8 protein-coding genes and 10 pseudogenes are annotated in these 15,139 nt (G+C 50.2%); 14 read left to right on the top strand and 4 right to left on the bottom strand.

Translation table 11 applies throughout. From position 1 onward, the window contains the following. Positions 1-50 precede the first annotated feature (50 nt). Together IAE50_RS20975 and IAE50_RS20970 are read left to right on the top strand one after the other, a co-directional pair. A pseudogene (locus IAE50_RS20975) lies at positions 51-995 on the top strand (tyrosine-type recombinase/integrase). A gap of 61 nt (positions 996-1,056) precedes the next feature. Continuing rightward, the gene (locus tag IAE50_RS20970; RefSeq protein ID WP_200581173.1) at positions 1,057-1,305 is read left to right on the top strand and encodes a DinI-like family protein; all 249 of its coding nucleotides are present in this window, start codon (positions 1,057-1,059) and stop codon (positions 1,303-1,305) included. Between the two features lie 382 nt (positions 1,306-1,687). Here IAE50_RS20970 and IAE50_RS20965 read toward each other — a convergent pair. Further along, positions 1,688-2,835 (bottom strand): annotated as a pseudogene (locus IAE50_RS20965) (IS3 family transposase). 1,815 nt (positions 2,836-4,650) lie between these two features. Between IAE50_RS20965 and IAE50_RS20960 the strand changes: the two are divergent. The 3 genes and pseudogenes from IAE50_RS20960 (at position 4,651) to IAE50_RS20950 (ending at position 6,174) form a co-directional block, all read left to right on the top strand. Continuing rightward, complete coding sequence (locus IAE50_RS20960) at positions 4,651-4,911, top strand: hypothetical protein (RefSeq protein ID WP_200581172.1); 261 nt, start codon at positions 4,651-4,653, stop codon at positions 4,909-4,911. Between the two features lie 11 nt (positions 4,912-4,922). Further along, a pseudogene (locus IAE50_RS20955) lies at positions 4,923-5,477 on the top strand (ATP-binding protein); the annotation flags it as partial. A 469-nt stretch (positions 5,478-5,946) separates the two neighbouring features. After that, positions 5,947-6,174, top strand: coding sequence for a hypothetical protein (locus tag IAE50_RS20950; RefSeq protein ID WP_200581196.1), 228 nt, complete (start codon positions 5,947-5,949; stop codon positions 6,172-6,174). Between the two features lie 39 nt (positions 6,175-6,213). On the opposite strand, the pseudogene IAE50_RS20945 reads toward IAE50_RS20950, so the two are convergent. After that, a pseudogene (locus tag IAE50_RS20945) lies at positions 6,214-7,312 on the bottom strand (IS3 family transposase). Between IAE50_RS20945 and IAE50_RS20940 the strand changes: the two are divergent. The 5 genes and pseudogenes from IAE50_RS20940 to IAE50_RS20910 all read left to right on the top strand — a co-directional run. Continuing rightward, positions 7,312-7,845 (top strand): annotated as a pseudogene (locus tag IAE50_RS20940) (group II intron reverse transcriptase/maturase); the annotation flags it as partial. The pseudogenes IAE50_RS20945 and IAE50_RS20940 sit on opposite strands and share 1 nt — an antisense overlap. A gap of 249 nt (positions 7,846-8,094) precedes the next feature. After that, on the top strand, positions 8,095-8,472 hold the full coding sequence (locus IAE50_RS20935) for a hypothetical protein (protein WP_200581171.1): 378 nt from the start codon (positions 8,095-8,097) through the stop codon (positions 8,470-8,472). Between the two features lie 703 nt (positions 8,473-9,175). After that, positions 9,176-9,607 (top strand): annotated as a pseudogene (locus IAE50_RS26770) (protein phosphatase CheZ). A gap of 811 nt (positions 9,608-10,418) precedes the next feature. Next, on the top strand, positions 10,419-11,180 hold the full coding sequence (gene repE, locus IAE50_RS20915; RefSeq protein ID WP_200581169.1) for a replication initiation protein RepE: 762 nt from the start codon (positions 10,419-10,421) through the stop codon (positions 11,178-11,180). Positions 11,181-11,493: 313 nt separating this feature from the next. After that, positions 11,494-12,315, top strand: a pseudogene (locus IAE50_RS20910) (IS3 family transposase); the annotation flags it as partial. A gap of 113 nt (positions 12,316-12,428) precedes the next feature. Here IAE50_RS20910 and IAE50_RS26515 read toward each other — a convergent pair. After that, a complete protein-coding gene (locus tag IAE50_RS26515) occupies positions 12,429-12,554 on the bottom strand; it encodes a hypothetical protein (RefSeq protein WP_255563708.1) in 126 nt (41 codons plus the stop codon). A gap of 62 nt (positions 12,555-12,616) precedes the next feature. On the opposite strand from IAE50_RS26515, the pseudogene IAE50_RS20905 reads away from it, so the two are divergent. From IAE50_RS20905 to IAE50_RS20890, 4 genes and pseudogenes are all read left to right on the top strand, one after another. Next, positions 12,617-13,167 (top strand): annotated as a pseudogene (locus IAE50_RS20905) (helix-turn-helix domain-containing protein); the annotation flags it as partial. Next, positions 13,153-13,288, top strand: a pseudogene (locus IAE50_RS26765) (StbA family protein); the annotation flags it as partial. The pseudogenes IAE50_RS20905 and IAE50_RS26765, both read left to right, overlap by 15 nt. 306 nt (positions 13,289-13,594) lie before the next feature. Next, the gene (locus tag IAE50_RS26660; RefSeq protein WP_200581167.1) at positions 13,595-13,795 is read left to right on the top strand and encodes a plasmid partitioning/stability family protein; all 201 of its coding nucleotides are present in this window, start codon (positions 13,595-13,597) and stop codon (positions 13,793-13,795) included. 199 nt (positions 13,796-13,994) lie between these two features. Next, a complete protein-coding gene (locus tag IAE50_RS20890; protein ID WP_234467268.1) occupies positions 13,995-14,258 on the top strand; it encodes a hypothetical protein in 264 nt (87 codons plus the stop codon). 152 nt (positions 14,259-14,410) lie between these two features. Here the strand turns inward: IAE50_RS20890 and IAE50_RS20885 are convergent. Then, positions 14,411-15,139 (bottom strand): annotated as a pseudogene (locus tag IAE50_RS20885) (hypothetical protein); the annotation flags it as partial.

The following is a 15,139-nucleotide window of genomic DNA, read 5'->3' as shown; positions in this document are numbered from 1 at the left end:
GTTGCTGGTACACCTTTGGGATGGTGTACCGAACGCTGAGCGATCAAACAATGGCCTGCTATAACATAGTCAAACGTCCCCGAGCCGGCGGATAAATTCGTTATCGTGTACTGCTGATATAAAATCCGGTGACAAACATTTTCATCGCAAAACACGTACATTTTCAAAATTTTCACAGACCAAGTCATAGGGATCACGCCGTGCGTCCGAACTTGATGCTCAGGACACTCCTTCTTCCAGTGACAGCACTCAGTTAACCGTACGTGACCTGCTGCCGAGCTTGGAGGCAAAACGGGGAGGACTAAACGGTATGTGCTAGATATGCTGGCTGATTGCGATATCGCTTTTATAAAACTAGAAGATCTTGAAGTCGCAATTATCATTGAGCACTGCCGCCAGCGTAATAGCGCAGGTGCGGGGCCTGTAACTGTGGCACAGGACGTCATAAAATGAACTTTTTATGCTGGAGGAAGGATTACGCAGGCGCAGCTCTCACCAGGCGGCAAGGATACTATTTATTGATATTCTGGAATTCTCTATCCTGACCTGTATGAGAATCGGCGAGGTGTGTCGTATCGAATGGGGTGATCTGGATGAAAAGCAACGAGCTGTTTTGGTGAAAGACCGAAAGGACCTGCGTAAAAAGACGGGCAATCATATGATGGTTCCATTGCCAGGTAAGTCATGGGGTATAGTGTAAAAAAACCCCGCACAGCGAGGCCATTTTCCCTTACAATCCGCGTTCAGTCACAACCGGATTTCAGAGAGTCAGAAATGAACTCGGCATCAAGGATTTAAGATATCACGACTTAAGGCGAGAGGGTGCCAGAAGGCTTTTCGAAGCCGGTTTTTCGATTGAGGAGGTTGCTCAAGTTACGGGCCACAGATCTTTGAATGTCCTTTGGCAGGTTTATACCGAGCTATTCCCTAAATCCCTGCATGACAGGTTTAAACAACCTCATGAACGAACGGCATGCTCCGGATTAAGGTATTGACAAATATACGCGCTAAGCCTTATATACTGTATGCATAAACAGTATATTAGAGGTAATCAGCATGCGTGTCGAGATAACTATTACCAGAGAGAAAGCCAAAGCGATGCCGAAAGGCTCCATCAATGCTCTGACAGAGGAACTGACCAGACGGCTTAGTTCGAAGTATGCAAATGTGGAAGTGATCGTGAAAACAGCCAGCAATGACAGTCTGTCGGTGCTGCGTTCTGCGGACAAGGAAGGGGATAAAGATTTCGTGGAAGGCGTGCTGCAGGATACGTGGGAATCAGCGGATGACTGGTTTTCAAAATAACGGCTGTGTAGAATGCGCCGGTGGTCGTCCGGGCATGAATAACCTGTGGCCACTGGCTCACCCACTGGATCTTGCATACGTTTAGAGGGTGAGCCACCCCTGATAAATCCCACCTATCGCAAGTCAATCTCTCGAGTTAGTCTGAAGAATGTCTGGCTTACCTCAGAGAAGCCGACACCAGCTGACACAACTGAAGCTGTATGCAGGTAAGCCCCTTGCCTTTCAGAAAAATAATCTCTTCTTTAAGACTGAGGAAAATAATTTGGATGACGTGGACCTTGCACAGGAACGCGAAGAAGCTCACCTTGCGGCATCAATGTCTGCAAGAAAACCACGGTTAATTAGTAGCACTGGTGCTACAGGTTGAATCGCCACGGATAACCTAGACACTTCTGAGCCGTTGATAATATAGGTTTTCATATTCAGCCGGTGGCATCTGCTCGCTCGGACCATGCCGACGCTTACTGTTATAAAACATTTCGATATAATCAAAAATATCGCTTCTGGCTTCGTCTCTCGTTCCGTAGATCCTTTTCTTAATCCGTTCACGTTTCAGTAGCTGGAAAAAGCTTTCCGCAACCGCGTTGTCGTGGCAGTTACCGCGACGACTCATGCTGCCTTCCAGACCGTGTGATTTCAGGAACGACTGCCACTCATGGCTCGTGTACTGACTGCCCTGACCAGAGTGAACCAGTACCTGCTTTTGAGGATTACGCCTCCACACCGCCATCAGTAATGCGTTCAGGACAATCTCTTTTGTCATGCGGGGTTGCATTGACCAGCCGATAACTTTTCGGGAGAACAGGTCAACCACCACGGCCGGATACAGCCAGCCTTCGTGGGTTCGGATGCAGGTTATGTCCGTCACCCAACGCTCATCCGGTGAGTCCGGATTGAACTGCCGCTGGAGCCTGTCGGGTGTCACGATGCTGGCTTAGCCTGTACGTGCCCGTGGGCTACGGTACCCAACCTGAGCCTGTATTCCGGCACGCTTCATCAGCCGCCAGACCCGGTTCACTCCGCACTGCTGTCCGGTATCACGCAGATCGAGACAGATCTTGCGATAATCATAGACGCAGCCAGACTCAGGCCAGAACTGTTTGATCTGCCTGGTCAGCATCTGGTCTGTCTGGTGACGCTGTGAATGTGGCTGCTGAAGCCAGAAATAAAATCCACCCGGATGGACATCCAGAACCCGACAGAGCAAACGAACAGGCCAGCAACGGCTGTTGTCGCGGATAAAGGCGTACCTCAGCCGGACAGCTTTGCGAAGTACGCCGCGGCTTTTTTTAATATGTCCCGTTCGTCCGTAACCCGCTTCAGCTCTTTCTGAAGACGGCGGATCCCGGCCTGAGCATCTGACTGTTCATTATGAGTGGAAGAATCCGGACCGTACTTCTTTATCCAGGCGTAAAGACTGTGAGTGGTGATATCGAGACGTGTTGCAACACTGGAAACAGAATGACCACGATCAACAACCTGTTTGACAGCTTCAATTTTAAACTCTTCAGGATAACGCTTACCGCTCATGGGCACCTCTCTTTAAGTCATCTTATATGACTCTGTGGTGTACAATGTTCAGTCCTGCCTACACACACGCTGGAAAGAGATCCCTCTGACCCGGATTGGATAAGCCTGGTGGTTCCAGTCTCTCCTTCACACAAGCACGGCAGGATAGCGTGTGAAGCCCCGATCTGATTAATCGCACGGTAACCCGGTGCAGCCGGACAGTTCTTTCAGTCCGGGTGTGACGGGTTGAGCAAGCCCGGGGGATTCCGGGCGCGACAGTAGATTTATTTTGTATGCTTTCACTGACAGCGGGATTACCTCCTATGAACCAGGCAGCATACACATAAAAATGTCGACGAGATAATTGCGTTGTTGTTGTTTTTTATCCAGAAGCAATATATGTCTGTAACTTGTGTGGTACATTGATGCTGACTAATTTTTAACCATGGAGAACATAGCGTGGACAGGAAAATGTTTGCCGAATGGCTTCGGGATATTGCTCAACATATCGAAGAGCATAGCCCATTGATCCGTGATTTGAGCGTCGTAGAAGACATATCAGATGACGGGCTTACCAGAAAGAACATATCTATTACCTTCAACGCATTTGGGCGTTCCGGAGAGCAACTCCCACCGGAAGGAGACGGATAACAGGCTTAACACCCTTGATCAAATATTAACAGCATAAAGTGTTCTGCATTGGGCTTCGTTTTTGGCTGGGCTAATGCCACCAGCGCGGCCCAAAGAAGAACCAGTTTTCAATAATCGCCTCCCGGTTGATGAGCTGCATGTTACGTCCATGAACATTGCAAACTCTGGCTGTCTCTGCACCACTGGTCTTCTCTTCAAAGGGCCAGTTATGAATAATTCTTTCCCGAAATTCAGCTGGTATTTTACCAAGCAGTAAAGTTTCTCCCTACCGTTTACCTCAATTACAGGTATAAGTTTGCAGGATGATGGCTAGTGATTCTCCTAGAAGTCAGCGTTGCTAACGCAGCCCACCGGTACATCTTTTGGCATATAATCAGAAGAGGGATCCTTTTCTTTAAGTGATTTCGCATGCGAACTGAACGGCGAGTTCTGCATTTCAATAGAGGTGCTACCTCAAAACACCAATTTGCTGTTCCCGATCGTTTGGAGAACGCATCACTTTAAAGGTGACCATGCATCAGGCGCTGTGCCAGTAAGCGCCGCGCTCAGCCAAAAAAACCCAAGGCGAACGGCAGTTCTGGGTGCATCAGCGTATTCATCCGAACCTCTCCGTACGCATTTTACGGGGCGTTTTATAGCAACTCCGCTGCCTATAAACTAAGTTTGTCGACGCAGGATACCCGCGACCTCATTGAATTGACTATGCGATCACTTGATCGCATCTAACTGGAATGCCGATGGCACATGAAAGCCGGCATCCTACTTGATGACTATCTCCAACGGCGTTAGCCAGCTGAACCTTTTCGACTGTGTACAACCGCGGGCAAACAGCGCACAGCTGATGAAGGCGCTGGACGGTATCAACCAGTCCAGACTAAATAACGCTTGGTTTGCAAGGCAAGGGGTAAATACAGAGAGTAGATGATACGGGAGATGCTTTTTCCGGTATTGACAACCCTGTAATAACCCCTATTTAAACCGGACACCTCATCAGGAGACATAGTCATAGGGCTATGTTTAAGGAGTGTCAGTGCAAAGAGTGATCACTGGCGGGCAAAAGCGCCGTTAGTATGCTCCCGAAGTAAAGCACGTTTTGTTGCGCTCGCCGTACAGCCCGGCTACACACCATTCGTTGCCCGGCAATATGTCATCACATCCAGTCTTCCTTTTAAGTGGAAACGGCTCATGAACGATGGTGGGAAGTTTGCGATCGCCGCAGACAACGAGGTGATTAGAACCTTCGGGATCAAAGCGCTGGAGAAAAAAGTCAAACAGCCTGAACAAATGCTGAGATGCAAAACAACGGAAGCCGAAATATTTCGGGACGCGCTTGAGAAAGCGCAGGCAAAAAAGTTGATATCGCGCATGCCATTGCTGCCACCGGACGATCCCCCCCCTCATTCGGATGGCCGAAGTACTCTGTGTATCGCGTTCGAATCTTTATGAACGGCTACGGGAAAAGCGCCAACCTGAAGTACGAGGCAATCCCGAAGGGGCTGCCTTACCCGATCACCCGAGGGTTGCGCGCCGAACAGATGCGGGAACTGCTGAGCGGTCACTATATTATCCACAAGAAAATCCTGCTGATCACCGGCCCGACGGATGCAGAAGAGCTGGAGCGCCAACGCGCTGAGTGAGCAGGCGTGCCGGCAGAAACACAGTGTCCAGTGCTGGCGGACAAGTCGGTTACTGGAGCAACTGGTGCAGGGGCGCGTTGACGGGAACTGGTGAACAGTCGCAGAAAACGCAGGTGCTCATCCTGGACGATCTGGAGCCGCTGAGCAACGCATAATGAACGACCTGCTGGAGATCATAGAAGACCGCTACGGGCAAAGCAGTACCATCGTTGTAAGCCAGTTCCTGGTAGACAGTGGAACGGTCTGATGGAGAATCCGACAACGGTAGATGCGATTTTGGACAGGCTGGTGCATAACGCGTCCAGACTGGTACTCCAAGGAGATTCAATAAGGAAAAATCAACCAGCAGTGGAAAACGTCGGAAAAATAAGTTAAAAAGCACCGGAAATGGCTCGCGCTACTACGATCTTACGTCAGGAACGTACTGGCACTACTAAGCTCAGGCAACATCAGTGACATCATCCAGGTATCTTACTCGCCTGTTGATTGACGAGTATCAGGATTGCATCACGATTCAGCATGAGCTTGTTAATACATTGGCAAAATATTGCTTATAGTGGTTTTCGGTGATCCCATGCAATGTATTTTTAGTTTCATCGGCTCAATGCCAGATTGGGAGCACGAAGTAATGACCTGCCCTTTAATGCATACGCTTTAGGCTCCATGGTGCTGGAGCAATGCCGGAACTCATGTTTTGGGGAACTGGCTGCTAGAAAAGCGGGAAGATCTTCTTGAGGGCAGAGTATCACTCGACATCTGATCAGCGTTTGTAGCTTACCGTCGCCTGAGCGGTATTGCATCGATATACAGATGCAACAGCAGGATTTTTACAGGCTAATTCGGTATGATGAAGGCGGATCTGTTCTTGTTCTTGGAAACTCAAGAAGATCGTCCGCACGACATGCATTCGTGCAGAATACTTAACGTGCTCGATGTTGTTGAACCAGTTGATCTTTGGGATGTACTCAGGCTGTGTTTAAACTGTCACATGGCATTACAGGCTTTGCAACAACAGATATTCCGCAACTGGAATGGTGCAGTTGTGGAGATAGATATCCAAAAATACTTCTGAACCGCCCCGATTTTCCGGGAGAGTGTTTTGTCTGTGAACTCAGATTGCCAGATCACCGTTTACGATGGAAACGTAATATGCCTGTTCTGCCTCAGCCGGTAGAATATGACCCAGTCGTTCCAGCAACCGCCAGTCCATCCACGCCAGTGTCGCCAGCTCCACTTCGGTGTGGTTTCTGTGTATTACCTCCGATTTGTAAAACCCGTTGATGCTCTCCGCCATTGCGTTATTGTATGAGCCACCTGTGAAGCCAGCAGCTCTGCGTCTTTAAGCCGCTGCGTGTACGAGCGATACATACTGAGAGCCTTATCTGAGTGATGAATTGTGCCGCTGGGGCGTCTGGCCCACAACCCCTGTTCAAGTGCATCCAGCACTAACGTCGTTTCGTTTCCATCGACGATGAGCCCCGCCAGCCCACGATGTGACCGGCGAGCACATCGATGATGACCGCTACATACGCGAAGTCGTCCACCCACAACTGGTCGGGCCGTTCTACCACGAACTGACGGTTTATCCGGTCACCTGCGGCAACATCTTTCCGGCTGACAGTGGTGCAGACCTTTTTACCCCACTGCACACCGTCAAGCCCCATGACAGTCATTAGACACGCCACCGTGCATCTCTGGCCACTCTGATACCCACCCGCAGCAACTGCCGTCAGATCTTGCGCACACCGTACACGCGCTGTATCTCCGGTTTCAGCAGGCCATCTCGCTCTGCATCTGCCCGGATACTGCCACGCTGCAGATGCCTTTAGTATGTTGACGGGGTAATATTCAGCTGGTGGTATACCGGTCCGACCCCGTGTCCATTGCGCAGGGTATCCACCAAGGGCACTATTTTCCCACAGGCTCTTCCTTCGCAAAATAAGCGGAAGCTTGGTGCAGGATATCTTTGCTGCGGCGCAGCTCACGAACTTCCCGTTTCAATTCTTTCAGGCACTGGCGGTGAGGTCACTCACCGCCTCCTGCACGCGTTCATACTGACGAAGCCAGATACGCAGGGTCTCAGGCGTATAGCCGATTTTAGGGGTGTGGAGCTGGCACCCATTATTGTGAGTCATAGTCGTTCTGACCTTCAGAACCATCTGGGTGGCCCGCTGACGAACCTCAGGGGAAAAACGCGTGTTTTTAGTCATCCTGTTACCTCTCTCTCAAGGAGTTTAGTCTCCAGGATTTCGTGGCGGTTCACTTCAACCGAATACCGCACGGTACACTGATGGGGTTACTTCGCAAGAAAGTATCAGATCGCCGTTTTCTCAGGCTGGCGAAGTGCTGGTAACTGCACCGGTTCTTGAAGAAGGTAATCGCACAGTAATAATATCGGCTGTGCCCTCAGAGCTCCCTATTGTCCACGATACTTGCCAATATCTACCTTCATATACATTAACCATATGATATATGGATGGTTTTTTAAATCAGTCGTTCTCATATCAGGGGTAAGGCAGGCATCGTCAGATATGCAGATGATATCGTATTTACTTTCGAGTACCAGTATGGGGCAAAACGCTTTTATAGTGCACTGCTGAAAAGACTGGGCCGGTTTGACCTCAAACTCCAGAACAGGAGGCTCATCTACAGATGGTTCAACCGCAAAGGTGGCCGACATTTAATGACATGGGAAAACCTGGATCTGATTTTGAAAATGCTGGAATATCTATCACGATACTAAGTCAATGTTGCATTCTCGCTGAATATGTGTAGGGACACTGATCTGTCGGGAGCCGAATGCGGTAGATAGCAATCGAAAGAACTTTATACAATCAATCACTTGGTACTGTGTTCTATCTGCCCTGATCTCCATGATGACCGGAGTGTCTGAAACGCAATACCAAACAATTTTAATGCAAACAATGGATTAACCTCTTGGCATGGTTTTTTTATATTATTGACCCTCAAATCCCTATAAAGGTAATATTCAATGAAAAAATGCATCAACGGACTGTTACTGTTTGCCGCAGGATATGCCGCTGCCGCGCCCTCTCCTGCTTTTGCGCCTGACTGGGCGTCATGCGACATTAGTACTCGGCATAATGCGGCAGGCGAAACCGGAGGCAGTATTCATGATCCATTGCAGGCACACATATCCGTGCGTGCAAATGTACTGCAGGCCGATATCGACAACGCCCGCATTCTTTCTGAGACACAGGCCGGGAGGCTGTGGCGTGAGGTTGACAGCGTCAGAGCCGATGCGAACGATTACGTGAAAATACAGGGATTTCTGAGCGCTGCCGAAAAGGCAAGCTACGATCGTGCACTTGACGACATTGCGGACAGATTCTGCCGCGCCATCCGGTAACCTTAAACAAAGCAGCCCGTTTGCCCGAGGTCCTCTTCCCCGCGTTGCGCAGGTTGTTCGTTTATGGTACGCCCGCATTCCGAAGACAGGCCTGATTAACATCAGGCCCCAGCAGACCCGCTGCAGCAACCACGTAATTTCCTCTTATGACGCACCCTACTGAAATACCGGCTCAGTAAGTTGTGTGCGATTGCTAGGGCGGCTGGACGCTTCTGTCGGCGACAGCAACGAGTATCCACAGCCGGGTGGGCCTGAGGCATGGCCCAGTGAACGTCACCTGCAGGCGGCGATCACCTAGATAGAAAACGACGTCCCGGACCAGATGACGCCGGACTGACGGAAGATCGGCAACTGCAGCCTGTGGAAGCCTTCCGACCTGTCGAACGGTACGATACGGACGACGGCCCGGTGTGTGTGGCTCCGCTCCGAAGCGGAGGTACCGGACGTATGAAGCGTTTTTCCCTTTGCCTGCTCACGGTGGGCATCATGGCCAGGCCGGTGATGGCGGCAACCAGCAACACCATCACCGGCCGCTGGGTAAACCCAATCAGCAAAGTGTGTTGAAAGTGCCTGTTTCCCATGGCACTTGGCAGCATCCGGCTTGCCTCCATAGTTCAACTGTGCCCCTACGATATTTTTTACCAGTTGGGGCTATACATTGGCTTCTGGGAGCCCATGAACATAACTGACGTCTACTCTAAGCATGGGCGATTTTAGGATCGAACTCCTGCACAAGCTACGCGACAACCTGTACCAACTGGGTCTGGATAAGACTATTGCAGAGGTAGCAGGGAGTATCCCCGACGCGCACGACAGACTCGGCTACGTGGTGACCCTGACCCGCGACGCGGTTGGCTGTGTACTGAACAGCGTCGAGCGGCGTAACCCGGGCAGGAACTGCTGGCAGAGAGCGCAGCCAGTCTGTCGTTATGTTGGGAAGCCTGGTTTGACAGCCCGGTGAGAACACGCAGGCCCGCACACTGGACTGGATACCAGAGACTGGCTGGCCTCGGTTGCACCTGTTGCCGGTGCAACGCGACAGCACCTGCATGCCATTATGATGGCGCAGGAGTTTCAGGATCTGATGGGGCAGGTTGTGCAGCATATGATGATCGTTTTGAACGAGGTGCAGTAGCATCTGGTCTAGGTGCTGCGCGACAATGCCCCTGAGAAAGGCCGTACCAGACTCACCGCAATATCTGTCTCTGTCCTGACGCGGATAAACCCGCCCGTCAGGACACCGTGGATGACCTGCTGGCCAACTTGGAGCTATAACTTCCCTCCCGGCGCGCTAATTTCATCCGCATGAACAGCAAAAAGGATGTCATCCATCAGTGCATTCTCAGTACTCTCCGCTGATTGGAACGGGTACTCCATTTTGCCGATGTCTAACTAGGCCTAACTAGGGCAGCGGTGCAGAATGCTGTATCTCCGTCTTCTGCGTCACATATTGGGCAGCTTCCGCGCGATGACGCGGTATAACTTCTTTCGTAGCTCTGGTCAGCGTGGTGTTTTTGACACTGACGTCATCCGGATGCATGAAGGTATCGTCAATCATTAGAGGTCGTGTGACAATTGATATCTGGCAGGCTGAGAGTAAAACTCCCACCAGTAGGATCACGATTCAATATTTATCACCAGTTTTTTTATCCACATATCCACTAGCTGTTTTTATAAGATATTTTTATACATTTTTAGATCTTTCTTTTTAGACAGGTCGCCAGTCCAGTACCGGAGCGACCTCCAGGTAAGTGTATGTGACAAACTGCCCTCGAAATGTGACAGCCTGCCCTCAAATGATGGTCTTAATCGTGACAATGTGCCCTCAAATCTGTGACAAATTGCCCACATCCAGAGAGCCTGATCACAGGCTTATTCATGCCGGTTGACTATCTTTTTATAAATGTGACAATCTCCTGACTTGTCACATTTAACATGGAAAGGTCATGACAGAAACAGCCCTGATCAATCAACCAAAACGCAAAAACAGTCCACGTATTGTTCAGTCGAACGAATTGACAGAAGCCGCATACAGTCTTTCCCGCGATCAGAAACGTATGCTGTATCTGTTTGTAGATCAGATCCGAAAAAGTGATGGCACTCTGCAGGAACACGATGGAATCTGCGAAATTCATGTAGCTCAGTACGCTTCAACGTTCGGCCTCACCTCAGCTGAAGCGAGCAAAGATATTCGCCAGGCGCTTAAAGGATTTACCGGAAAAGAAGTGGTCTTTTATCGCCCTGAAGAAGATTCCGGGGGTGAGAAAGGTTATGAAACCTATCCTTGGTTCATCAAGCGTGCCCACAGTCCCGCCAGAGGAGTATATAGTGTGCATATCAATCCTTACCTCATACCTTTCTTTATCGGCCTTCAAAACCGCTTTACACAGTTTCGTCTTAGCGAAACGAAAGAAATTACAAACCCCTATGCGATGCGGTTATATGAGTCGCTTTGTCAGTACCGCAAGTCTGATGGGTCTGGGGTGGTTTCCCTTCGTGTTGACTGGCTGATGGAGCGTTACCAACTGCCGCAGAGTTATCAACGTATGCCCGATTTTCGTCGCCGTTTCCTGCAGGCTGCCGTTGATGAAATCAACTGTCGCACCCCCATGCGTCTTTCGTACATTGAAAAGAAAAAAGGTCGGCAGACCACACATATTATATTTACATTCAAAGACATATTCTCTTTTTCGCCTGTTATAAAATGAGGGCAGATTGTCACATTTTCTTTTTGAAATTAAGGGCTGTTTGTCACACAAGACTTCCTATGAGGTAGCCCTTTTGTATCCCTAGTAATACATCAAGGCGATGTGTCACACTTGTCATGGACTTTTCTGCTGTTGAGTGACAATTTGCCCTGAAATCAAGCTCAGAAATGAGTGCGATTTGTCACTGGAACTGCGTAATGTCCTTATCTTCAGTGTAAGGGTGATTTGTCACAAATCACTGCTGTAGCGGCTGAGTGCAATTTGTCACAGATGTCTATTAGACATTCTTTGTTGGATTTGAAATACAAAGGAGGTGCCCATGAGCAGTAAGCGTTATACTGAAAAGATTAAAATTGAAGCAGTCAAACAGGTTGTTGATCGTGACTATTCTGTTTCCAGCGTTGCAACACGTCTCGACATCAAAACCCACAGTCTTTAGATTTGGATAAAATAAAAGAAGTACAGGCCTGACTCTTCCATCCACAAAGAACAGCCAGATCCACCGACTCCAGAGGGAACTGAAGCGAGTTACTGACGAACGGGATATATTAAAAAAAGCCGCGGTGTACTTCGCAAAGCTGTCCGACTGAGGTACGCCTTTATCCGTGCAACTCTGTTGCTTATCTGTTCGTCTGCTCTGTCGGGTGCTGGATGTTCATCTGGGTGGGTTTTATACATGACTTCAGCAGCCGCATTTCCCACGGTATCAGGCGGATCTGAGGCTGACAGGACAAACAAACAGTTCTGACTGGAGTCGAGCAGCGTTTATAGCTATCGCAAGATCCACTCGACCTGCAATAGCGGGCAACAGTGCAGAATTAATCGGGTCTAGCGGCTGATGAAGCGTACTGGGATAAAGGTTCAGGTCGGATACCGAAACCCACGGGCACGCAAAGGAAAGGCCAATATAGTTACACCCAACAGGCTCTAGCGGCAGTTCAATCCAGATGCACCGGATAAACGTTTGGTAACGAACATAACTTATATCCGAATTCATGGAGGCTAGCTGTATCTGACCGTGGTTGATGACCTGTTCTCGCTCAAAATTATCGGCTGGTCAATGTAACACCGGATGACAAAAGATATCGTCCTGAATGTGCTTTTGATGGACGTGTGGCGACGTAATCCTCGAAAATAGCTGCTGGCTCATTCTGATCAAGGTGGCCAGTACACAAGCAACGAGTGATCAGATGCCCCCGAAGGAATATGAAAATAAATATTATCAACGGCTTAGAAGTGTTTGAATCATCAGTGGCGATTCACCTGGGCGGGAAACGGAAAACCACACGGCACCATCTCCAGAAGCAGAAACAGAAACAGAAACAGAAACAGAAACAGAGCCAGTGCCTGCGCGCCTTCGATCGGAGTCAACATTATCAGGTCTATAACGCTTACTGTATGTATGAGGGGATTCTCTTGTTTTGGCGGCTGAAGGCATGATATTAGTGTATTTAATCGCCAGATATAATCACCATGGACGTATTCTCAACCTGTCCGCTCCGTGGCAGGTAAAAACCCTTTATCTCGATGAAAAGATCGGTTCTGTTACTGTTGGGATCGCTGAAAACACCCGATTCGCGTATTCGACCTGCGATAAATTCTTTTCATCATCACCATCACCATCACCGCCATCGTAAATGGCGTCATCTTGATATCTGCTAGTTCACCACGATTGTCGAAGCCGATGTTCCCCGCATTATGCGTCACGTTGCCTGTTCCGTGGGCTGGCCCCGGCAGTCGGTATACACTGCTGTTCGAATCGTTCGTTCTCTCATGGCTGAAAATCAGTACCGTCGATGCTGTCAGGAAACAACTTAAGCTCAGCTGGTGCGGTTAACGGAATTATGATCCTGGCAGTTAAGAGAGGTCCTGCACGGATAAAAAGGCCATTATCCGTCCGTCATATGAATGTGGATGAGGTCGTCTTTAAAAACGTTACATAACGATGATCTCCGAACGCTTAACAGATGATCGCGCCGCGGACAGTGGAACCCGCTCTGGTTGCTGACAGTGTGAACCGCATCATTAATGATGGAGGCAGGATTGATTATGTTACTGACAAAATTGAAGAAGCTATCGACACCCTGGGTGCCAAAGTGGTCAGCGATCCGCTGATGGCGCTCGCAAAGGAGATAGCCGTTATCAAAGTGAGGGCTGACCGTGCCTGCAGGCAAATACTCCTTTTATCTCCACACTGGCGATCGCACTGGCATGCTGACCGCCGGAGCACTGAAAACCATCTCACAGCCGCTGCGGGGAGGTTCCTCCGCGCTGCCGTGCTGTATCGCGCCGATAACTGACCCCCACTCTGGTGACAGAATTATTTGACGGCATGCTAGCTGGTCAGTCTGCTGGCTACGTTATCGGGGGAGTATCATACCGGTGCAGCACCGGAACCGCAGAAACCGCCTGCCGTGACGGGATCGCCGGCTGACTCTGCCGGTAATGTTGCTCGCAGCCGTTTCACGCTTCAGCTGACTGATTCTCAGGAATCCCGGCGCGTTGCTGGCCTGCTGGAAGGAACCACATCCCGGCAGCGTGGTGTGTTGCTGCGAAACCTGATCATTGCCGGTTCCGCCCTGCACACGCTCGATGCCGCCTCCCGCGCCTGCTGACCAGTATGCCTGTTCTGCCGGGCAGCATTCCTGCACTGAGGGAGTTCACCGGGCAGGTTGCCGGTGTGACCTGCCTGATGAGTGGGAAAAACTGAAGCCTGAGCAGCCTGCCGCCAGTAAAGGAACCGGAGATATGGAGCCGGCACCACCGGTGTCAGCAATCCGTGACAATATGAAAAGATTCTTTTAGAAAGGTGACATGATGGGACGTATTAAACAAAAAGCAGAAGGGTTGACGACGAACCTGCTACGTCGCGCGGGTGTTCCGGAGCAGCAGCTGCATGTCAGGATGCGTAAGACCGGTCGTGGTTTCTTGCTGACCAGTATCCTCTTCATCATTCCCTTGGTTGCTCTGGATAATGTGCCGGTTGCTATAAAGGTGGGGCTGCAGATTATCTATGGCCTGATAGTCATCGTGGGAGTCTTGTTGGCGTTTGACGAAGAGAGGCCTCCCCGTCGCTGATAAAACCTCTGTTCCCCTGTTTCCGCCCCATGAATTGGCCCCTTAAAGTTGGAAAGTTTTCTTAACGAGCTATATAGCCTGTGTTCGGTATTGTACCGGACTCAGGCCATTTAGTTGTCAGCGTGCAGCGAGAACCGTATTGACGGGGTGTGTTATTCAGTCGGCAGTGCTACGCACCAGGGGAGCAGTTCGCTGGCCCGGTTTATCGGCTAGTCAGCAATGACGTCAAGGACATAGCGGAGTTCATTACTGAACTGCGTCAGGCTTAGTCTGGTTAAATATTTGACAAAGGTCATAAGAATTTTTGCGGCCCAGGCTGACCATTCGCAGCGCATTCTCAGCTATGTTGTTATCTGCTTCGGCCCAGCCATCGTCAGTATAGTAAGCCAGCGCCGGCCACTGGTTCAGTACGTACGTGAACGCTTTCGCCAGTTCTGAGTGTCGCGACAGCGTTTTCATCTTTTCACGCAGCCAGCTTTCCAGGGATTTCAGGCGCGGTTCAGCTTTTTGCTGACGTTCTGCAAGGCGTTGCTTTGCCGGCATCCCCCTTATTTCCGCCTCTATGGCATACAACTCGCCGATCCGTTTCAGCGCTTCCTCCGTCAGGGCTGACGGGGTGCGAACGTGCACATCGTGGATCTTCCGACGGGCGTGAGCCCGGCAGGCAGCTTCCGTTATCCGTCCATTGCGGTACAGCTCGTTGAACCCGGCGTACGCATCCGCCTGCAGAACACCGCTGAAGCCAACGGGATGGCTCTGCGGATGGATACCCTTTCTGTCCGGGCTGTAAGCGAACCACACCGCCGGCGCCGGCTCTGACCCGGCGTTATGGTCGTCACGAACGTACGTCCACAACCGCCCGGTCTTCGTTTTCTTATTAC

The sequence above is a fragment of the Kosakonia sp. S42 genome (assembly GCF_016624785.1).
Lineage (GTDB): Bacteria > Pseudomonadota > Gammaproteobacteria > Enterobacterales > Enterobacteriaceae > Kosakonia > Kosakonia cowanii.
The sequence above is the reverse complement of the archived record's forward strand: the minus strand, read 5'-3'. Positions and strand labels throughout refer to the sequence as shown.

Bases quoted from the DNA above. Each gene is read 5' to 3' on its own strand.
- IAE50_RS20970 (WP_200581173.1), top strand. From the start codon at position 1,057: ATGCGTGTCGAGATAACTATTACCAGAGAGAAAGCCAAAGCGATGCCG.
- IAE50_RS26515 (WP_255563708.1), bottom strand. From the start codon at position 12,554: ATGTTGACTCCGATCGAAGGCGCGCAGGCACTGGCTCTGTTTCTGTTT.
- IAE50_RS20960 (WP_200581172.1), top strand. From the start codon at position 4,651: ATGAACGATGGTGGGAAGTTTGCGATCGCCGCAGACAACGAGGTGATT.
- repE (WP_200581169.1), top strand. From the start codon at position 10,419: ATGACAGAAACAGCCCTGATCAATCAACCAAAACGCAAAAACAGTCCA.
- IAE50_RS20950 (WP_200581196.1), top strand. From the start codon at position 5,947: ATGATGAAGGCGGATCTGTTCTTGTTCTTGGAAACTCAAGAAGATCGT.
- IAE50_RS20890 (WP_234467268.1), top strand. From the start codon at position 13,995: ATGATGGGACGTATTAAACAAAAAGCAGAAGGGTTGACGACGAACCTG.
- IAE50_RS20935 (WP_200581171.1), top strand. From the start codon at position 8,095: ATGAAAAAATGCATCAACGGACTGTTACTGTTTGCCGCAGGATATGCC.